Below are 21,152 nucleotides of genomic sequence, written 5' to 3' on the forward strand. Positions count from 1 at the left end.
TCCCGAGGGCCGATGTCTTCACGCAGCATGGTGTGCCATCGGTCGAACAGACGCAGGTAGTCTTCAGCCGAGGGGCTGCTGGCACGTTGGAGGGGCTTGTCCATGGCGACATGTTGGACGAAGTCGCCGCTTTGTGCAGGGGAAAAGCCCGATGGCCGAGTACCATGGTGCCGCTTCCGTTCAGGCTGCGCGGATCGAACCGGGGTAATCTGGTCGGGCAAGCCTGCGTGCTGTGCGCCTTGTGGGCTCGCAGCCTAGTATCCAGGCATGCGCAGTGATGACGAAGCCCGTGCGGTATTGGCCGCCCAACCTTTTCCCACCAATCCCTGGGTGCAGGTGACGGACGAGGCCGTGCTCATCAAGGCCGGTTACAACGAGGCCATGCAACGCATGTTGCGTTGGGTGCCGCAAGCGCGATGGCGTCGTGATCTGCGCTGCTGGTGGGTGCCCTTGAGTGGTGCCGAGTTGGTCCGGTCAGTGCTGCCGGAGATCTCGCGACTGGCCGAAGCGATGCAGGAGGAGGGGGGCACAGCATCACTTGCTACCGCCGTGACGGCCGATCTCAATTCGAGCGAGGTCGCCCACGACCAGACTGAGAACGGCGCGCGTTCGGCCTTCAGGGATGCCGCGCGCTTGCTATACGGCAGTGACTGGCAGCGAGAGACAGCCCGAGCGCTGGGGCGTGACGAGGCGGCGCTGGCATGCTGGGTCGTGGGGCAAGCCGTGGCCGAGGCGACACCCCGGCAACTGCTTCATGAGATGTGCCTGTTGATGCAGCGCAGGGCTGCTGACATCCAGGCTGCAGCAGAGCGATTGAGCGCCAGCCTGGCGCAAGGCTTTCCTGAAGAGGGTTGATGCCGGTAGGGGCCAAGCAAGGTTCAGCCGGCGCTACCTGAAGCCGTCTGTTGACGGGCCTGCCAGGCGCGCAAGGCCTGGCGGTACTCGTCCATGGCCATGTCGTGGCGATCAAATATGCAGGGGTCACAACCATTGCCGCAGCAGTCGTTGATGTCGGGTGCCTCCGGCGGTTGAGGCATGGGGTCGATGGATGAATCGGTCGCGTTGGTCATGACGCCATTTTCTCGCACTCGCGTTGCCAGGCTCGCCTCAACCTGCTGAATTGGCTCACAAAGTGTGCGTCACCAGCCTGAAATCCGGGTCGTCCGGATAGGGCTTGATCGTGAAGCCCAGGCCCCGCATCAGCCGCAGCATGCCGTCGTTGTTGGTCAGGACCAGGCCAATGATTTCGGTCAGGCCCCGCTCGCGGGCCACTTCCATGATGCTTTCCATCAGACGCGATCCCAGGCCCTTGCCGCTGAAGGCGTCGGCGACCACCAGCGAGAACTCGCAACTGGTCTGGTCCGGGTTGGTGATGTAGCGGGACACACCAATGATGCGCTCGCGTTCCACGATTTCGCCATTCTCCTGCGCCTGGCGCTCCTTGTAGACCGCCACCAGCGCCATTTCCCGGTCGTAGTCGATCAGGGTGAGCTTGGCCAGCATGGTGGGCGGCAACTCGGTCATGCTGGACACGAACCGGAAGTAGCGGCTTTCGGAGGACAGGCTTTGCACCAGCTCCTGCAGCATCTGCGCATCTTCGGTGTGGATGGGGCGTACCGTGTACTCGCCACCATCGCGCAATGGCCAGACCTGCTCGAATCGGGCAGGGTAGGGCAGGATGGGCAGGTGGCTGTACGCCCCGGCGCGCCCGCCGATGACGTGCGGTCCGCTGTCGATGACGATACGTGCATCCACGGCGATGGCACCGTCTTCATCGATGATCAGCGGGTTGATGTCCATCTCGCGCAATTGCGGCAGCTCGCACACCATTTCCGAGACGCGCAGCAGCACACGCTCCACGGCGTCCAAGTCCACGGCCTGCAGGCCACGCCATTCGCCCAGGGTACCGGCCACGCGCGAGCGCTCGATCAGGCGATGGGCCAGATACTGGTTGAGCGGCGGCAGCTCCATCGCGCGGTCGTTGATCAGTTCGATCATGGTGCCGCCAGCGCCAAACGCAATCACAGGCCCGAAGGCGTCATCGGTGACCACGCCGATGTAGATCTCACGGCCGGTGCGGGCGCGGGCCATTTGCTGTACGGTCACGCCGTTGATGCGGGCGTTCGGGCTCAGTCGTTTGACCCGTTCGATCATGTCGTTGTAGGCGTCGCGCACGCCGGCACCATTGGTGATGTTGAGCGCAACACCCTGCACGTCAGACTTGTGGGAGATGTCGGGCGAGTCGATCTTCAAGGCAACCGGGAAGCCCAGCTGGGTGGCGATCATCATGGCTTCGTGCGCACTGCGCGCCACGATGGTCTCGGTCACGGGAATGTGGAAAGCCGACAGCAGGCTTTTGGACTCCATCTCGGTGAGAACCTTGCGGCGCTCGGCCAGCACGCACTCGATCACCAGCCGGGCGCCTTCGATGTCCGGCTTGGCCAGGGTGGACAAGGGCGGCGGCGTCTGCTGCAGCAACTGCTGGTTCTGATAGAAGGAGCTGAGGTAGCCAAAGGCGCCCACGGCCGATTCGGGCGTCCGGTAGGTGGGGATGTTGGCGTCATTGAGGGCGACGCGGGCATCGGCCACGGAGTCGTCACCCATCCAGCAGGTGAGCAGCGGTTTGGACATGCCGGGCTTGCATGAGGCCACAGCTTGCGCGAAAGCCAGGGGCGAGGTGCCCGCTTTGGGCGAATAGATCACCAGCAGACCATCGATGCTGCTGTCGCGATTGGTGGATTCGAGCGCCGCCTTGAAGTGCGCCGGCGTGGCGTCTTCGGACAGGTTGACCAGATCGACGAGGGACGCGGTGGGCGGGAGCGCGGCTTTGAGTGCCGCCGCCGCGTCGCTGGACAGATGGCCCAGCGCCAGATCGATGTCGTGGATGCGATCGGCAGCCAGCACGCCGGGCCCACCACCATTGGTGATGATGGCCAGGCGTTTGCCCACGGGGCGAAAACGAGAGGCCAGGCATTTGGCAGCCGAGAACATCTCGTCAAAGGACTTCACCCGCACGGCGCCTGCGCGTCGCAAGGCCGCGTCGAATACCTCGTCGTCACCCACCATGGCCGAACTGTGCGTGCGTGCCGCGGCCTGCCCGGCGGAGTGTCGGCCGGCCTTCAACACGATCACGGGCTTGGCATTGGCAGCGGAGCGCAAGGTGCTCATGAAGCGGCGTGCGTCCCAGATACCTTCCATGTAGATCAGGATGCTCTGTGTCTGCGGGTCGTTGGCCAGGAAGTCCAGCGCCTCGGCCAGGCCGACGCTGGCATAGGGGCCCAAGGACACCACGGATGAAAACGACACCGCATTCCTGGCGGCCCAGTCCAGCATGGATGCCGTGAGCGGGCCGGATTGGGATATCAGCGCCAGAGGGCCAGGCTCGGCCAGCGGGCCCAGGGTGCTGGCGTTGAGGCCCAGAGAAGGACGTTGGTAGCCCTGGCAATTGGGCCCCAGCAGGTAAATGCCTTCCCGGCGGGCTTGCTTGTGCCACTCGGCAGCCAGATCGCTGTCCACACCGTTTGACAGCACCATCACGGCCTGACAGGCCATGCGTGCCGCCAGCTCGATCGCCGCGGGCACCTCGGCAGGTGGCAGCGCGATGATGGCCAGATCGGCCTTGATCTCCATGAGGTCGGCCAGCGTGCCACTGGTCTGGGTGCTGACAAACTGCAGCGTGCCATTGAATCTTTGCGCCTTGAGTGCCTGCAGCAAGGTGGCTGCATGGCTGCTGACTGCCGCATCGGGGCGTGAGGCGTCCGCGAAGACCACGATGGCCTTGGGCGCAAACAAGGGGGTGAGGTAGTGCGCGTCCATGTGAGGTGCTTTCTCAGGCCCGGATCAGGGCCTTGATGTGGGCGGCAACCGATCGGCCCAGCGGACTGAGCACGTAGCCACCTTCCAGGCAGGAGATGACGCGGCCCTGGCAGTGGCGATCCGCGACGTCCATCAACTGTGCCGTGACCCACTCATAGTCTGCCTCGACCAGGCCGAGGTTGCCCATGTCATCTTCGCGGTGAGCGTCAAATCCTGCCGAGACATAGATCAACTGAGGCCGAAATGCGGCCAGTGCAGGCAACCATTGCTGCGTGACTGCTGCACGGAAAGCGTCGCGGCCCGAGCGCGTGGGCAGGCCCACATTCACCATATTGGGCCCGACGGCTTCCTCGCCATTGAACGGGTAGAGCCCCTTTTCAAAGATGGAGCACATCAGCACGCGCTGGTCGCCACGGAAGATGTCCTCGCTGCCATTGCCATGGTGGACGTCGAAGTCGATCAGCGCAACGCGCTCCAGGCCATGAACGTCCAACGCATGCCGGATGCCCACGGCCACGTTGTTGAAGAAGCAGAACCCCATGGCGGCCGATCGCGCCGCGTGATGGCCTGGGGGACGCACCGCACAGAAGGCGGTGCTGACCTCTCCCGCCAGTATCAGATCGGTGGCCTGCACGACGGCGCCTGCCGCGCGAAGGGCTGCTCGCATGGTGTGAGGGCCCATGCTGGTGTCCGGATCTACCTGCACGATGCCTTCGGCGGGCGATCTGGCCATGAGCTCCTGCACATGCAAGGCAGAGTGGGCTCGGCCCAGTTGTTCAGGCGTGGCCAGGGGCGCGTCGTAGGGGACCATGTGATCCAGAATGCCTTTGATCAGCAACTGGTCCCGGATGGCGCCCAGGCGCTGGGGGCATTCCGGGTGTTGCGGGCCCATGTCATGACGTGCGCAATCAGAGTGGGTGATGTAGGCTGCCAGCATCAGATCTCCTCTTCTGCTGCAGTGTCGCACGCCCGGTCAGGCGCGTCGGTCGAATTGCAGGATGGCGTTGGCCACCGAAGACAAGGGCAGGACGTCGTCCACAGCCTTGAGCTGGATCGCCTCCATGGGCATGCCAAAGACGATGCAGGATGCTTCGTCCTGCGCAATGGTGCGTGCGCCCCGGTCGTGAAGCAGTTTCATGCCGCGTGCACCGTCATTGCCCATCCCCGTGAGGATGATGGCCAAGGCGTCCTTGCCAGCACATTCAGCTGCTGATTGAAAGAGGACATCCACCGACGGCTTGTGCCTGTTGACGGGTGGGCCATCGGCAACCACCGCCCAGTACTGGCCGCCGGCCTTGCGCAGTTGCAGGTGCTTGCCCCCGGGGGCGATCAAGGCCAGACCACGCTCGACGCGGTCGCCATCTTTGGCTTCCCTCACATCGATGGCGCACATGGCGTCCAGCCGTTGCGCGTACATGGCGGTGAAGCGCTCGGGCATGTGCTGAACGATCACGATGCCCGGGCAATCACGCGGCAGGGCCATCAGCACGGCTTCTATGGCTTGGGTGCCACCCGTGGAGGCGCCCAGCACGACGGGCTTGTTCATCGCCAGGGCATGGATGCCCGCGACCGGGGGGGCAGCCTTGGCGGCCTGAAGCTGGGGCAGACAGCCGTTCGGGGGTAAGGGGCGGGGCCTCGCGCGGGCGGCTGCCTTCAAAGTTTGCAGCAACTCGTGCCGCGAGCTCTCCAGAAACTGTTTGAGCCCCAGACGCGGCTTGGCCACGACCGCAATGGCCCCTGCCGCGAGGGCGTCCAGCGCGATCTTGCTGCCGTGCTCGGTCAAGGTCGAGCAGATCACGGTCGGGATGGGGTGCTCGGCCATGATCTGTCTCAGAAAGGTCAGGCCGTCCATGCCGGGCATCTCGATGTCCAGCAGCAGCACATCGGGGCGAGTCTGTCGAATGATGGGCTCGGCAATCAGCGGGTTGGGGGCGCTGCCCATCAAGGTCAGATCGGGATCACCCTGGAGAACCATCGCGAGGGTCTGCCTGACGATGGCCGAGTCGTCCACGACGTAGACCTTGATCGCTTGTCTGGTGTTCATGCGCAAACCGATACGGCGTTGATCTGAGGGGCGTCAACGCCAACTGTCCAGCGCAGTTGTCGGTAGACGTTGCCGCCGACATCCACGGACAAGATCCGCACACCCATGGACGTCAGGGCGTCCAGGGCCCATTGGGCATTGAGGTCACCCACACTGGTGCCTTCCACGAGGTCGGGAAACATGTTGCCGCCACCGAAAACGTAGGCGTCGCAAAGGTTGGCGGAGAGCCCCCTGGCCTGGAGCAGGTTGACCATGGTCTTCAGTGCGGTGGCGGCGTCCGATGTGGTGGCCTCCCGGTGATGGATGTCCTGGCTCGAGTGCACGATGTGGCACATGGCGCCCAGTGTGCGTCTGGGGTCGGTCAGCACGATGGACACGCACGAGCCCAGCAAGGTTTCCAGTTGGTCACCGCGCTCGCCGATGGCCACGTCGCCGGGCAGCAGCTTGTAGATCTGGCTTGACCTGCTCATTGTGTTGTGCCTGCCATCGGGAGTTTGCGGAACGCGCCAGGCTCCAGTGCCTGCAAGGGGGTGTCGCATTGAACCCGCCCTTCGGCCATGCCGATGAAAAACAGCCCGCCGACGCGCAACTGGCTCAACACACGTTCGATCACTTCCCGCTTGGTCGGTGGGTCGAAGTAGATGAGGACGTTGCGCAGGAAGATGACATCAAAAGGCCCGATGTTCTCGATCTCCTGACACAGGTTCAACTGGCCGAATCTCACGCGTGATCGGAGGTTGGCGTTCATCTGAACCAGGCCTTCAGACTCGCCTTCTCCGCGCAGGCAGTAGCGTTTGCGCCGCTCCTGTGACACCTCCCTCAGGCGCGTTTCGGGATAGATGGCGTCAACGGCACCTTGCAAAACGCGGTCACTGATGTCTGTGCCCAGAATCGACCAGTCAGGCCCGACGCAGCCCTGGCGCTGCAGATCGGACAGCAGCATGGCCGTGCTGTAGGCTTCGTCCCCATATGACGAGGCCGCACTCCAGACCTTCAATCGTTGAGGCCGGGTCTGACACAGTTCCTGCGCCAGCACGTCGAAGTGCCGTGCCTCTCGAAAGAAGTAGGTTTCATTGGTGGTCAACAGATCCACCGCGACCTGGAACTCCTCTTCAGAAGGTCCGGACTGGATCAAGGCGTAATACTCATCGAAGCTCTTCATGCCCAGTTGTTGCAGGCGCATCGAGAGCCTCGACGCGACCAGGGCCTTCTTGGTGTCCGTGAAGGACAGGCCCACCGTGGCATGCATCAGCGACGCGATGTTTCGATAGGTGATGTCGCCGAGCGTCTTCATGGTCTATCCGGGATTCTTTTTTCTGACAGGCTGCTTGCTCACACAGTGAGCGCGGCCTGGGCGTCATCGCAGAGTTGTGCCATCTCCTGTACATCCAGTGCGCGGTCAGGATCCAGCAGCACGACGAAGCGCTTGCCGACCTTGCCAATGCCCATGATGAAGTCGCGGCGCACGGATGTACCGAAGTCCGGAGGCGACTCGATCTGATCTGGCGCGATCTTGAGCACCTCGCTGACGGCATCGACGAGCAGGCCGAGTTCCGTGCGCTCGCCACCGCGCTTGGCATCGAAGATCACGACACAGCTTTTCTTGCTGACCTCGGACGCAGGACGACCGAAACGCGCGTTCAGATCGATCACGGGCACGACCGAACCGCGCAGGTTGATGATGCCCCTCAGGAACTGGGGCATCAGGGGTACGGTGGCCATCGGCCCGCACTGGATGATTTCACGCACGGTCCGGATGTCCATGCCGAGCAGCTCTTCGCCCAGCCAGAAAGTGAGGAACTGTGCCGGTACGGTTCGTACCGTGGTCGAGGTGTGCTCAACGGTCAGTTGTTCGCTCATGATGGCCGTCCTCAGTAAGGTCTGAAGTTGCCGCGGGTGCCGGTTGCAGCCATCGGCCTCGTGCTGGTGGCTGCAGGCTTGTTCAGCGAGCGCATGGGCGAGTTCGGCGCACGGCGGTCGATCGTCATGTCTACCTCGCTCTTGCCGCGGCGCACGGGCGCGTCGTCGGCGCCCAGATCAAAGAAGGCCACCGATTGCAGCAGTTGTTCTGCTTGCCCCGACAGCTCTTCCGATGTCGCAGCCAGCTCTTCGGACGCAGACGCGTTCATCTGAGTCGTGTTGTTGAGTTGGCCCATGGCGCCGCCAATCTGCATGACCGACTGACTCTGCTCTTGCGAAGAGGCGGCGATCTCCTGAACCAGCTCGGACGTCTTCTGGATGGACGGCACGATTTCGTCCAGCAGCTTGCCGGCGCGCTCGGCCGTGGAGACGCTGTTGCTGGCCAGATCGCCGATTTCCTTGGCAGCCTCCTGGCTGCGCTCCGCCAGCTTGCGCACCTCGTCGGCCACCACCGCAAAGCCCTTGCCGTGTTCGCCGGCTCGGGCGGCTTCGATGGCGGCGTTCAAGGCCAGCAGATTGGTCTGATAGGCGATGTCGTCGATGATGGTGATCTTCTGTGCGATCTGCTTCATGGCGGTCACGGTCTGCGTCACGGCGGCGCCACCTTCACCAGCCTCCTTGCTGGCTTTGGTGGCCATCACGTCGGTGATGCGCGCGTTGTCGCTGTTCTGAGCGATCGATGCCGACATCAGCTCGATCGACGCCGTGGTCTCTGTGACCGAGCTGGCCTGTTCGCTCGCCGATTGGGACAGCGATTGCGCCGTGGCGCTCACTTGCCCCGCAGCACCGGTCAGCGCATTGGCGGCCGCGCGGACCTCGTCGATGACCGTGGCCAGCTTCTCGGTTCCGGAGTTGGCGTCCTGTTTGACCTGGTCAAACACGCCTTCTGCCTCTCGTGTGATGCGCTGGCTCAGGTCGCCGTCCGCCATGGCCGAGAACATGCGGCCCACGTCTTCGATGATGGCCATGAGTTTGTCGCTGGCCGTGTTGGCGTCGTTCTTGACCTCGGCAAAGGTGCCTTCATAGTCATGGTCAATGCGCTGGGACAGATCACCGGCCGACATGCCGCCCAGCACGCGGCCGATGTCGTTGAAGATCACCGACGTGGTGTCCAGCAACGCATTGACGCCTTCGCAGAGGTCTTTGACCGGGCCGCTCTTGCCTTCCAGCGGGATGCGGCAAGACAAGTCACCGCGCATGGCCGCGGTGGTCACTTCCTGCGCCTGCTCCACGGACAGCCTCAGCATGTTGTTGGCCTGAACTTCCGCCGTGACGTCCGAAGCAATCTTGATGACCCTGGTGACGCGGCCCATCTCGTCGCGCAGTGGGGCGTACACTCCTCGAATCCACACTTCCTGCCCGTTCTTGGTGACACGCTTGAACACATCCTGGTGGGCCTTGCCGGCAGCCAGGTCTCGCCAGAATTCCTGATAGGCGGGCTCATTGGCGTACTTGGCATCGACGAACATCCGGTGGTGCTTGCCCACTACTTCATCAGTTCGATAGCCCATGAGGCTCAGGAAGATCGGGTTGGCGGCCAGAACGTTGCCACTCAGGTCGAACTCGACATAGGCCGATACGGCGTCAATCGCGGCCAGAATGCCCTTGGCGTTCTGACGCTCGATCTCCGCTTCGGTGATGTCATAACGCACCCCCAGGTACTTCATGGGCTTGCCGTTGTCGCCCATGATGGGCGCAATGACCGCATCGACGTAGTAGGGCGTGCCGTCCTTGGCGCGGTTCTTGATGACGCCACGGAACATCTCTCCGCGACCGATCGTGGCCCACAGCTTCTTGAACGTCTCCTTGGGCATGTCCGGGTGACGTGTGGTGTTGTGGGGTTGGCCGATCAGTTCGTCGCGACTGTATTTGGAAACCTCGATGAACTTCTCATTGATGTTGAGGATGTCACCCTTCTTGTCGGACTCCGACACGATGCTGGTGACATTCATGATGTCCGTGCGCACCTTGAGTTCGGTCTGAACTTCGGACAGCTTGCTTTGGAGTTCGGCCTTGGCCGCTTCAGCCTCTGCCAGCGCCTTCTTCTGCAGCGAGAGGGCGGACTCGGCTTCTGCGCGGGCGCGTTCGTGCTCGGCGACGCGGTCCTGTTGCTGACGGATCTCGGAGCCGACCAGCAGTTGTGCCAACCACGAGGGATTGTGTTGATTCATGTTGAACTCCTACAGGTGAGGGTTGGTCACGGCCGTGCCGGACGTTGGACGCGATTGCGCAGCGAGTTGGCCAAGCGACGCGGTATCGAAAATCAGGGCAACTTCGCCACTGCCCAGGATGGAAGAACCGGAAACGCCGCGCAGGCTGCGCAGCATCAGGCCCAGTGGTTTGATGACGGTCTGGTGCTGCCCAAGCAGGCTGTCGACGAGCACGCCATAGCGGCGTGAGCCAGCGCGCACGACCACGACGCTGCTGCGTTCTGGCGGTTGGGAATCCAGTGCGTACAGCGTGCGAAGGTCGACAACGGGCAGCACCTCGCCGCGCAACTCGACGCAACAGCGACCACGACTGTCGACAGCGGTGGCGGTCTCGCGATCGGATATCACCTCGACGACCGATTCGAGTGGCAGGATGAATTTGGACGACCCCACACTGACGAGGAAGCCGTCAATGATGGCCAGCGTCAGGGGCAGGCGGATCTCCATGCAGGAGCCCTTGCCGACTTCGCTGGTGATGGTCACCGAGCCGCGCAGTGCTTCCACATTGCTGCGCACGACGTCCATGCCCACGCCCCGACCGCTCAGGTTGGTGACGGTCTCCGCCGTGGAGAAGCCAGGTGCAAAGATCAGGTTGAGGATGTCTTCATCAGGCGGCACCACGCCTTCATCCAGCAGGCCGCGCTCCCAAGCACGGGCCAGTATCTTGTCGCGCTGGATGCCGCGTCCGTCGTCAATGATGCGGATCAGGATGCCACCAGCCTCGTGACAGGCATTCAGCGTGAGCGTGCCCTGGCGTGATTTGCCGGCCGCCAGCCGTTGCTCCGGAGTCTCAAGACCGTGGTCCAGGGCGTTGCGAACCAGGTGCATCAGGGGGTCGGCTATGCGCTCCACCATCGCCTTGTCCAGCTCGGTTTCGCCGCCGACGATCTCCAGCGCGACCTCCTTGCCGAGCTCTGCAGCGGTGTCTCTGACAACACGCCTGAAGCGCGCAAAGGTTTCACCGATGGGCACCATGCGCAGTTTCAAGGTGCTGTTGCGTATGCTTTCGATCAGCCTGGAGACCTGCTGATTGGCCTCCATCAGATTGCGTTGCTGAGTCTGGCGCGCCAGCATGGAGGCGCCTGCGCCGGCGATGACGAGCTCGCCCAACAGGTTGATGACCTCGTCAAGGCGATCTGCGTGAACACGGATGAAGGTGTTGTCGTCACCAGTGCTGCCGGTTGGCGCCGCGCGCTGGCGCTGTTGCTTTTGCAAAGCGGCTGCCACCACGGTAGGGCTCACAGCTGCGGTGGATTGGAGGACTTCTCCCAGGCGGGGGGCTGGGCCTGATTGGCCGGCTTCTTCGGCGGCCTCGCTCTGAGAGTGGAGCCCTTGAACCAGCTGTGCTCTGGTGATGGCGCCAGCGGCCACCAGGATCTCGCCCAGACGCGGGTTGTCAGGCATGGACTCGATGAACGCGATGACATCCTTGGGGCTGGCACCGGGTTCGATGATGTGCAGCTCGCTGTCCTCACGAACGAACTTGAAGGCGCGCTCGATTTCTTCCTGCGTGGCCTCCGTGTCCAGGCTGAACTGGAAGGCCAGATGGCAACTCTCCGGGTCGAAGGCGTCCAGCTTCGGGATGGCCTGCATGTCGCAGCTGATGGCTGGAATGCACCCCATTCCGCGGACGTAGTTCAGCAGCGTCAGTGGATCAATGCCATGTCGGAAGGTGTCCGCATCAAATCTGATGGAAATCATCCATCTGCGGATGCGGCTCTCTTCGCCAGCAATCGCAGCAGTCCCCTTGTCCTCGGCTGTCAAGGTCACACGGCCGTTGTCAGTCACCCCCATGGCTGCCTTCAACCTGGACACCAGGGTGTCGCGGGCCTGGACGACGTTCGGCGCCTCGTCCAGATCATCCAGAGCGCTGTTGACCAGTGTCCGAATGACGTCGTTGCTCTGCAGCAGCAAGGTGCTCAGAGCTGGCGTCAGAGATACCTGACCTTCCCGGACAAGTTGCAGCAAGGCTTCGACGTGATGGGTGAAGGTGACCACCCGGTCGAGACCGAACACACCGGCCGATCCCTTGATGGTGTGGGCGCATCTGAAGAGCGCGTCCAGCAGGGTTCGGTCCTCTGGCGCATCTTCCAGTTGCAGCAGCAACTGCTCCAGGGCATCGCATTGTTCGTTGGCCTCGTTGATGAAGGCCGGCATCATCTCGTTGACGATGTCATCGTCCGTGTTGCGTTCGCTCACTGGGATGGGCCTTTCCTGTCGTCGGGGCTGATCAGGCTGTCTGCACCCAGGGCGAGACAGGCGGCAGACAGAAGCTCGCTGGGGGCAACCAGCTTGAGTTCTCGTTCTTCCGCGACCAGCGTGTTGGACAAGGACATCAGCAGCTGGATGCCCGCTGCATCCACCTCTGCCACATCCCGCGCATCGACTTGCAGGCACTTGTCTGCTGCCCCATCCTGCGCGAGCCAGCTCAGGCATCTGGCATGGGTTTCGCCGATGGTATAGATCGTGAGTTCGGCCGGGAGTGAGTACGCTTGTGACATGGCGGCCCTCTCACGCTGATGCCAGCTTGGAGACCGCATCCAGCAGCTCGGGCGGGTTGAAGGGCTTGGTCAGCCATGCTCTGGCGCCAGCCGCTTTGGCCTGCTGCATCTTGGCCTGTTCATCCTCCGTGGTGAGCATGATCACGGGGATGAACTTGTGCTTGGGGTGTTGCTTGACCCGCTGGACGAAAGTGATGCCATCCATGTTGGGCATGTTCACATCGCTGATGATGAGGTTGATTTTGCTGCCGCGATCCAGCTGGCTCAAGCCCTCCTGCCCATCAGAACCTTCCATGACGGTGTAGCCTGCACGGGTTAGCGCGATTTTCACAAGCGCGCGCAGGGAGCTGGAGTCATCAACGACAAGTACGGTCTTGGTCATGTGGTGTTTCCCGGATTGAATTAGAAGAAGACGGCCTTGGCAACAGGCGCGTTGGCAGCGGCAGTGGTGTTGATAGCAGTGGCAGGCGCATGGTTCTGACGCTGCTCCTTCATCGTGTAGTGGCCTTTGAGTTGCTGCAGCCATTCGTCCGAATCAGGGATGGCCGAATCACTCTCGACCGAATCTCTCAGTCTGGTCATGTCGCCATCCACCACCGAGATAACCTGGCTCACACGGTCGTGAAACTGGAGGTTCACGATGAGCTGCTCGATGTTGCCCCGAATGACATTGCCTCGTTCGCGCATGGATTCCGAGTCGCTGCTGAGCTGTCGCATGTGCTGCAGGACTTCGCCGACCACCTTGTTGGATTGCGTGATGGCGGCCGATTCGTGCGTCGTGGCTTTGGTTGCTGCGTCGGAGGTGCTGGTCATGATCGTGGTGACGCGCGCGATGCGATCCGTGATCTGGCTGGCCGTCTCGGCAGATGACTGTGAGAGGCTGCGTATCTCCTTGGCGATCGTTGCGAAACCTCGGCCGCTGTCGCCAGCGTGTGCAGCTTCGATGGCGGCATTGATGGCCAGCAGATTGGTTTGCGCGGCGATCTGTGCGACGCCTTGAACCATGGCCTGCAGTTCGCTGGTGGCTGAAGACAGCTCGGTCAGGCTGGCGCTCATTTCACCCTTGCTGTTGGTGATGTCGTTCATGACGCCAATGACCTGTTGGAGGTCTCGCTCGCAAAGTGTCAACAAGGCCGTGGTGTGGCTCAAGTCGTTGGCCGAACTGGATGCGCCTTTGAATCCGGCGGCCTCGAATTCTTCGGTGATGGAAGCGAAGTTGACGATCAGATCGGCCATCGCGTCATCGATCTGGGTCTTGGCTGACTGCACCTGTTGGCGCCACACAGGTAGCACACCGATGAGCAAGCGGGCCAGCTTCGCCATGGTGCGGCTTGAGGTGTGGGCACCGTCATGCGCAGCTGCCTCATCCTGGTCTGGCCGCGTGAGGCGCCAGGAACACCATGCTACGAGGAGGGCGATCGCGGAGGGCGAAATGAGTGAGAGTGCGTTGACGTTCTGGAGTGCCGGCAACGACGCCAGCAAGCAGATGGAGATGGCCGCAGCGATGAGGAACCGGTCACGGCGTTTGCCATCGGGTGGGCAACTGCCGGCTGGGCTGGGCGAGTCTGACTGGCTGGGCATGAACACATCTGGTGGATGACGGCATCGTTCCAGACCTGTGTCATGCCTGGCCCTTGGAACGGGGGCTGGTCAGGCGGTTAAACAGCCTCGTTATCGGCTGGCCTCTGGTGTTTGTGATCCCGAAAGGTGCGACAAATTCCCTGCATCGGGTCATGTGGCGGCGGGTGTGAGGAACGCGTGTGGATTTCTTGGCAAGGTTTGGTGCCTCGTGTTCGAAGTTTTCCGGCGATGCTTTGCCCTGGTGTTTTTCCACTCGATCATTTATGAGTGATGACGGAGGCAGTTCGAGTGTGGCGATGTGTCCGATGCGCACGGCGCGGCGCTTCCGAATGCAAAGAACGGCATGTCGATGTTCAGTTGGCGCCAAGCGGTGCGCGGGCGCCGGAATGACCATTGCCGAGCTTCGGCGCGGTTAGACTCGGGCCTCTTTTATTTATCGGACGGTGCCTTTTCATGATGCGCGCCGCCCCACACTCGCGAAAGGACCCGCCATGCCAGTCGTTACCACCACTTCCGGTCTCCAGTACGAAGACACCGTTGAAGGCTCTGGCGAGGTCGCCAAGGCTGGTGCCTATGTGACCGTTCACTACACAGGCTGGTTGTATGAAGGTGGCGTCAAGGGCGCCAAGTTCGATTCCAGCAAGGACCGCAACGATCCTTTCGAGTTCCCCCTGGGTGCAGGTCACGTGATCCGTGGCTGGGACGAAGGCGTTCAAGGCATGAAGATTGGCGGCACGCGCATCCTCGTGATCCCTCCTCAACTGGGTTACGGTGCACGTGGCGCTGGTGGCGTGATCCCGCCCAATGCCACGCTGATGTTTGAAGTCGAACTGCTGGGCGTCTGATCCATCATGTTTGCCCCCAGCCAGGAGCAGGTGCGCCGGTTCTTTTGCGAGGCCTGGTCCAAGCACCAGGCCGGTCAGCCCTTGACGCCGCTGGAGGCGCAGGCGGCTGACTGGATCGTCGAGCATCCCGAATACCATCAGGACCTGGCTGATGTCGAGGCGGCCATTGCCCGCCAATACACGGTGGAGGAGGGGCGCACCAACCCCTTCCTGCACCTGTCCATGCATCTGTCGATCACCGAGCAAGTGAGCATCGACCAGCCGCGCGGCGTCAAGCAGGCGGTGCAGTTGCTGGCCCACAAGCTCAACTCCGTGCATGAGGCTCACCATGTGGCCATGGAGGCCCTGGGCGAGATGGTGTGGGAGGCCCAACGCGCCGGTACGCCATTTGACGGGCATGCCTACATCGACAGGCTCCAGATGCGCGCAACGCGTTAATCGTTTTGACGTTTGTCAATCCGTGAATTCCGTCACGCTTCGCTGTAGCAAAGTGTGACGAACTCCTCCAAAGCCGGGGGATGCCACAGGCATTGGCGGCGGTTGCAGGGCCTTACACTTCAGGTGTCAAATTCCGCCTGAAAGAGTGCCACATGCCCATCCTCGCCATGTCTGCCGGTAAGGTCACTGCCATCTGGGGCAGTGCCTATGTCCGCTCGCCTGACGGCACCATGCGTGCGCTGCAGGTGGGGGACAAAGTGGCAGGCGGCGAGCGCATCATCACCGAAGACAATGGCCTGGTCCAGATCTCTCCTGTCAAGGGCCCCGCAGTTCTGGTGAAAGCCGTGCCCGCACCTGCCGCGGTGGACAAGGCCATCGCCGGCATCGAGTCGCAAGATCCCGATCAGGCGCCTGCCGCCGGTTTGACGGGTGGCGCTGATGGCGGCATGCAACCTGGCCTGCGGGTGGACCGTGTGGTCGAGTCCGTCGGGCAACTGTCGTTCGACTTTGGCTCCAGTGATCGATCTGCTGCCGTGGTGGCCACGCCTGCTGCCATACGTGGTGGCGTGCAAGTGGATGACGGTCCTGCGCCTCAGATCAGCATCAATGACGTGATCGTTAACGAAGGCGCTGGTACGGCCATCTTCACGGTGACCTTGGACAAGCCCTCCACCAGCGTGGTGACCGTTTCTTTTGCAACCGTCGATGGGCAGGCCGTGGCCTCGGGCGACTACAAGGCCAGCACCGGTACAGTGACCTTCCAGCCTGGTCAGACCTCGCAGACGATCAGCGTGCCCCTGATCAACGACGCGATCTACGAGGGGAGCGAGCAGTTCACGGTCAAGCTCTCGGATGCCGCCAACGCGACGATTCAGGTTGGCACGGGCACCGGCACGATCAAGGATAACGGGGAGGGTGCTCTACCCCAAGGTGGCACGCCGGATGACGATCGCCCGCACGTCATCAGTGTCAGTGATGCCACCATCGTCGAAGGCGGTTCGCTGGACTTCGTGCTCCAGCTCAGCCACGCCAGCACCACCGATACCATTGTTTACCTCGATCTGGCAGGGGGCGACGTGCGTCCTGCCACGCCGGGCTTTGACACGGGCGACATGCAGGTCTTCCTGGGCGATGGCCCCTTGCCCCTGCTCGTGCAGACCGATGCGCAAGGGCGTCATTTCGTGGTGGTGCCTGCCTTGACCCCGGTGGATGAAACCATCGTGGTACGGGTGCCGACGGTGGCCGACAATACCCCGGAAGGGATTGAAACCGTCAAGCTGCTGGCCTCCACGCCGGATGATGCCGTGCCCTTGTCTGGTACGGGGTCAATCGACGATCGCCCCTATATGCTGGTGCAAAACGGCGAGCCGGCCGTCGAGGGCAGCCCAGTCGAATTCAACCTCACGCTCACTCGCGCCAGTGACAAGCCCGTCGTCGTTCGTCTGGCGTTGATGGACGGTGTGGATGATCCCACAACCCCCGAGGATGAGTCCGCCAAGGTGGGCTTCGATACGGGCAACAAGCTCGAGTATCTGGATGCTCAAGGACAGTGGCAGCCGGTCACTGGCGATCTGACCTTTGCGCCAGGTCAGACCCAGATTCTGGTTCGCGTGGCCACGGTGGATGACCAACAGTTCGAGCCTACCGAGTTCATCAAGCTGCAAGCCACGGTGATCAGCGGCGATACCGTCAATCAGGCTCACGCCAATCAGACGGCCATCGTTGACAACGATGTGCCCTACATGCTCGTGCAAAGTGGAGAGCCGGCGGAAGAGGGCGCACCTGTTGTCTTCAACGTGACGCTCAGCCATGAGGCGACCGGCCCGGTGACGGTGAAGCTGGCGCTGGCTTCCGGTGTCGATGACCTCACCACGGCGGAGAACGAATCCGCAACCCTTGGTGTGGACACGGGGACCCAACTGGAGGTGCTGGATGCGAACGGTCAATGGCAGCCCTTGTCCGCCGATCGTCAGGTGACCTTCGAGCAGGGGCAGACCTTGATCCAGGTACGCGTGGCCACGGTTGACGACAAGGTCGCCGAGGACATCGAGTTCATCAAGCTGCAAGCCACGGTGGTCAGCGGTGAAACCGCAAACCAGACGCATGCCAATCAGACTGCCATCACGGACAACGACGTCATCCCCGGTGTGCTGGAGCCGATCCATGCGCAAGTGTCTGCGCAGGACACCAATCTGTTGATCATGCTGGATACCTCGGGCAGCATGGATGCCCCCAGCGGCATTGATGGCCTGACCCGTCTGGAGGCAGCCATCAAGGCCATTGACAACCTGATTGATCGCTACGACCAATATGGTGATGTGGCGGTGCGCGTCGTGACTTTCGCTTCGGAAGCGCATGTGCAAGGGGATGCCTGGATGACGGCCCAACAGGCCAAGGACCTGCTGGCCGCCCTGCATGCCGATGGTTCCACCAACTATGACCATGCGTTGACTGCTGCTCAGGCTGCATTCCAGACCACTGAAGGCAAACTGGGCAACGCGCAGAACGTCGCCTATTTCCTGTCGGATGGCAACCCGACGCTGTCATCGGCATTTCCGCTGGCGGGCGTCAATGGGCAGAGTGGCAATTTGACGCAGGCCAACAAGGGCGATGGGATTGATGCCGCGGAGGAGGCCAACTGGATCCAGTTCCTCGATGCGAATCAAATCAAGAGCCATGCCATTGGCATGGGAACCGAGGTCAGCAAGACCTATCTGGATCCCGTGGCTTATGACGGTCACGCCAGCAGTGATGGCGGTGGCGTGGTCGTGAGTGCTTTCAGCCAGCTTGATGGCGTGCTCAACGGCACGACGCATGATTTTGTGGAAGGCAATCTGTCGGCTCAAGGTGCGATCGGCTTGCCGGGCGGGGCATTCCAGCATGTGGCGAGCATCACCGTTGATGGCGTGGTGCACGATTACGATCCCGCTCATGCCGTGCTGAGTTTGTCGACGGTACTCGGTGGCGTCTTGATCATGGACATGCAGACTGGCGACTACAGCTATGCTGCGCCCAGCACGCCTGTGACAGGCCTTGTCCAGGAATCCTTCTTGTTCAGCTTGCTGACCACGCAAGGTTCGCTGGCGTCATCGACCCTGGATGTTCGCCTCGACCACACGCAGGTGCAGGTCGGGACGGATGGCTCCGATCAACTCACTGGCGGCGCGACCGCTGACCAGATCATGGGGCGTGACGGTGCGGATATCGTGTCCGCAGATGGCGGCAATGACCTGATCTACGGCAATGGTGGCCACGATGAACTGCACGGCGGTGCGGGCGACGACCATCTGGTCGGCGGGAAGGGTAGCGACGTGATGTACGGCGATGCCGGATCCGACGTCTTTGTCTGGCGTTTCAGCGATCATGGCGCGTCGTCCGCGGCGGCCGACCTTGCGATCGACACCGTCAAGGACTTTGACGTGGCCTCCGTGGCGCAACAGGGTGATGCCCTTGACCTGCGAGACCTGCTGCAAGGCGAAAACACGCAGGGCGGCACGGGCAATCTGGACCACTACCTGGGCATCGATACCAGCGGCGCCGATACGGTCATCCATGTCTCTCCGACGGGTGACTTTGCCAGCGGCGATCCGGCCAGTGGCACGGAAACGCAGCGCATCGTGCTGGAGGGTGTGAACCTTCGCAGCGACATGGGCCTGGATGCCATGGCAACCAGTCAGCAGGTCATCGCCAGGATGCTGGAGCAGGGCAAGTTGCTCGTCGATCACGCCTGACCTGGCCTCCCATACTTAAGTATGGGTTGAGCGATCGTATTTGCATTTACGTCCTATTTCCCTGATTTACCCCCTTTGAACGAGGGGGGTATGTGGGGCGTTATGCGTCTCGCTGTCGGCCGTTAAAAGACCCCCGCTTGTTAAGCTACAAGTAATTACAAGTGGGTGAAAAAATGCCGATTCTCGCGATTTCTTCTGGGACTGTGACAGCTGTTTGGGGTAGCGCTTTCATTCGCAAGCCCAATGGTTCTCTCAAGCCTCTGAGCGTGGGAGACAAGGTCGGCCATGGTGCACAGATCCTCACCACGATGGACGGCATCGTTCAGATCTCACCCACCAAGGGCGCTCCGATTCTGGTGAAGGTGCCAGCAGATGCCGACAAGGTCATCGCGGGCATTGAAGGGCGAGACGCTGAGCTGGTGCCTGGAGCAGGCCTGACCGGTGGTCCTGATGGTGGTTTGCAGCCGGGCCTGCGGGTTGATCGCGTGAACGAGTCGGTGGGCCAGCTCGAGTTCGACTTCGGGACTGAGCGTGTGCCACCTGCGACGCCCATTCCGTTCTCGTCGCCCAAACAGCTCTACTTCCCGGCCACGGAGGTGACGCCAGATGAGCGCCCCTTCGTTGGCAGCGTGAGCAGCCCGACGATCGCCGAGGGTGGCAATCTGGACTTCCAGATCAAACTGACGCGTGCGGCCGAGAGCGAGACTCAGGTGACACTCAAGCTTGGCAATGGGACGGCATTGCCCGGCTCCGATACGGGTACGCCCTCGGTGTCGTTTGATGGTGGCAAGTCTTTTGTTCCGGTGACGGTCGGTGCGGATGGTTCCGCGACGGTGACCGTGCCTGCAGGCACCGGGGCTGATCAAATCGTGGTGCGCGTGCCCACTTTGCCTGACAACCTGTCCGAGGTCGACGAGACTTTCAAGGTGCAGGCGTCGATGCCTGGGCAGCCTGCCCAGGTTGAAGGGACAGGGACAATCGTTGACGCCACGGGACAGGCGACCTTGAGTATCAGCGGCCCGGCGGACGTCAACGAGGCTGCCGGCACGGTGACGTACACCGTCACTTTGAGCAACCCTGTTGCCACCCCTGTGACGGTGAACTTCGCCACAAGCGATGGTCAAGCCCTGGCAGGCAAGGACTATGACGCCGCCAGTGGCGTACTGACCTTTGAGCCTGGCCAGACGACCAAGACCATTGTCGTGCCACTGCGAAATGACGCGACTTACGAAGGTGCCGAGTCGTTTGGTGTGAGCATCAGCAAGGCTGTGGGTGGGGTGATCACTGTGGATCGTGTCACCACGACCATCCACGATGATGGCACCGGAAGCCTGCCCAACGGCGGTACGCCGGATGATGACCGCCCAGCCGTGGGCAGCGTGAGCAGCCCGACGATCGGAGAAGGCGGCAACCTGGACTTCCAGGTGACGCTGACGCACCCGAGCACGACACCGACCCCGATCACGCTCAAGCTCGGCAATGGCACCGCCACACCGGGCACCGACACGGGTGCCCCACAAGTCTCGTTCGACGGCGGCAAGAGCTTCAACCCGATCACGGTGGATGCGCAAGGCAACGCCACGATCACGGTGCCGGCCAACACTCCGGCTGACCAGATCGTGGTGCGCGTGCCCACGCTGGCGGACAACATCTCCGAAGTGGCGGAGACCTTCAAGGTCACGGCCAGCACGCCGATCAACAGCGCGCCTGTTGAAGGCACGGGCACGATCACCGATGCGACCGGTCAGCCCACACTGAGCATCAGCGGCCCGGCTGATGTGAACGAGGCAGCCGGCACGATCACCTACACGGTGACGCTGAGCAATCCAAGCAGCTCCCCGGTGACGGTCAACTACGGCACGGTGGATGGCTCGGCGCAGTTGGGCAAGGACTTCACGGCCACGGCCGGCACCTTGACCTTCGCACCCAATGAGGTCAGCAAGACCATCACGGTGTCGATCACCAACGACGGTACCTACGAAGGCGCAGAGAACTTCAAGGTCGAGCTGAGCAACCCGGTCGGTGCTGTCCTCACCACGGCATCGCAAACCACGACGATCCACGAC

Annotated in this window: 17 protein-coding genes; 5 read left to right on the plus strand and 12 right to left on the minus strand. The window is 62.2% G+C overall.

Annotated features, from left to right (window positions below):
- Nucleotides 1-267 precede the first annotated feature (267 nt).
- Nucleotides 268-855 carry a hypothetical protein gene (locus VFW93_RS15170; RefSeq protein WP_329694804.1) on the plus strand — a complete coding sequence of 196 codons (588 nt, stop codon included), beginning with the start codon at nt 268-270 and terminating at the stop codon, nt 853-855.
- Nucleotides 856-878: 23 nt separating this feature from the next.
- On the opposite strand, the gene VFW93_RS15175 is transcribed toward VFW93_RS15170, so the two are convergent.
- The 12 genes from VFW93_RS15175 to VFW93_RS15230 are packed head-to-tail and all read right to left on the minus strand — an operon-like array spanning nt 879 to nt 14,072.
- Nucleotides 879-1,070, minus strand: coding sequence for an oxidoreductase-like domain-containing protein (locus VFW93_RS15175; protein ID WP_329694805.1), 192 nt, complete (start codon nt 1,068-1,070; stop codon nt 879-881).
- A gap of 55 nt (nt 1,071-1,125) precedes the next feature.
- Nucleotides 1,126-3,816 carry a bifunctional acetate--CoA ligase family protein/GNAT family N-acetyltransferase gene (locus VFW93_RS15180; protein WP_329694806.1) on the minus strand — a complete coding sequence of 897 codons (2,691 nt, stop codon included), beginning with the start codon at nt 3,814-3,816 and terminating at the stop codon, nt 1,126-1,128.
- A 13-nt stretch (nt 3,817-3,829) separates the two neighbouring features.
- A complete protein-coding gene (locus VFW93_RS15185; protein ID WP_329694807.1) occupies nt 3,830-4,753 on the minus strand; it encodes a histone deacetylase family protein in 924 nt (307 codons plus the stop codon).
- Nucleotides 4,754-4,789: 36 nt separating this feature from the next.
- Nucleotides 4,790-5,860, minus strand: coding sequence for a chemotaxis response regulator protein-glutamate methylesterase (locus VFW93_RS15190; RefSeq protein ID WP_329694808.1), 1,071 nt, complete (start codon nt 5,858-5,860; stop codon nt 4,790-4,792).
- Entirely contained in the window at nt 5,857-6,330 is a 474-nt protein-coding gene (locus VFW93_RS15195; protein ID WP_329694809.1) for a chemotaxis protein CheD, read from the minus strand. The genes VFW93_RS15190 and VFW93_RS15195 overlap by 4 nt, the downstream gene beginning before the upstream one ends.
- Nucleotides 6,327-7,154: a CheR family methyltransferase gene (locus VFW93_RS15200; protein WP_329694810.1), complete on the minus strand. Its 828-nt coding sequence runs from the start codon at nt 7,152-7,154 to the stop codon at nt 6,327-6,329. Before VFW93_RS15200 ends, VFW93_RS15195 begins: the two co-directional genes overlap by 4 nt.
- 38 nt (nt 7,155-7,192) lie before the next feature.
- Nucleotides 7,193-7,720, minus strand: coding sequence for a chemotaxis protein CheW (locus tag VFW93_RS15205; RefSeq protein WP_329694811.1), 528 nt, complete (start codon nt 7,718-7,720; stop codon nt 7,193-7,195).
- A gap of 11 nt (nt 7,721-7,731) precedes the next feature.
- A complete protein-coding gene (locus tag VFW93_RS15210; RefSeq protein ID WP_329694812.1) occupies nt 7,732-9,951 on the minus strand; it encodes a methyl-accepting chemotaxis protein in 2,220 nt (739 codons plus the stop codon).
- A 9-nt stretch (nt 9,952-9,960) separates the two neighbouring features.
- Nucleotides 9,961-12,189, minus strand: coding sequence for a chemotaxis protein CheA (locus tag VFW93_RS15215; RefSeq protein ID WP_329694813.1), 2,229 nt, complete (start codon nt 12,187-12,189; stop codon nt 9,961-9,963).
- Nucleotides 12,186-12,491, minus strand: a complete 306-nt coding sequence (locus VFW93_RS15220; RefSeq protein WP_329694814.1) for an STAS domain-containing protein — start codon at nt 12,489-12,491, stop codon at nt 12,186-12,188. Before VFW93_RS15220 ends, VFW93_RS15215 begins: the two co-directional genes overlap by 4 nt.
- A 10-nt stretch (nt 12,492-12,501) precedes the next feature.
- Nucleotides 12,502-12,873, minus strand: a complete 372-nt coding sequence (locus tag VFW93_RS15225; RefSeq protein ID WP_329694815.1) for a response regulator — start codon at nt 12,871-12,873, stop codon at nt 12,502-12,504.
- Nucleotides 12,874-12,893: 20 nt separating this feature from the next.
- A complete protein-coding gene (locus tag VFW93_RS15230) occupies nt 12,894-14,072 on the minus strand; it encodes a methyl-accepting chemotaxis protein (protein WP_329694816.1) in 1,179 nt (392 codons plus the stop codon).
- Nucleotides 14,073-14,563: 491 nt separating this feature from the next.
- Between VFW93_RS15230 and VFW93_RS15235 the strand changes: the two genes are divergently transcribed.
- The 4 genes from VFW93_RS15235 to VFW93_RS15250 all read left to right on the plus strand — a co-directional run.
- Complete coding sequence (locus tag VFW93_RS15235) at nt 14,564-14,917, plus strand: FKBP-type peptidyl-prolyl cis-trans isomerase (protein WP_290672446.1); 354 nt, start codon at nt 14,564-14,566, stop codon at nt 14,915-14,917.
- Between the two features lie 6 nt (nt 14,918-14,923).
- Complete coding sequence (locus VFW93_RS15240) at nt 14,924-15,355, plus strand: DUF1841 family protein (RefSeq protein WP_329694817.1); 432 nt, start codon at nt 14,924-14,926, stop codon at nt 15,353-15,355.
- Nucleotides 15,356-15,507: 152 nt separating this feature from the next.
- Nucleotides 15,508-19,086, plus strand: coding sequence for a Calx-beta domain-containing protein (locus tag VFW93_RS15245; RefSeq protein WP_329694818.1), 3,579 nt, complete (start codon nt 15,508-15,510; stop codon nt 19,084-19,086).
- A 266-nt stretch (nt 19,087-19,352) separates the two neighbouring features.
- Nucleotides 19,353-21,152: Calx-beta domain-containing protein (locus VFW93_RS15250; RefSeq protein ID WP_329694819.1), on the plus strand; the 1,800-nt coding region annotated here is incomplete at its 3' end.

This window comes from Aquabacterium sp. (assembly GCF_036279675.1).
Taxonomy (GTDB): Bacteria; Pseudomonadota; Gammaproteobacteria; order Burkholderiales; family Burkholderiaceae_C; genus Aquabacterium.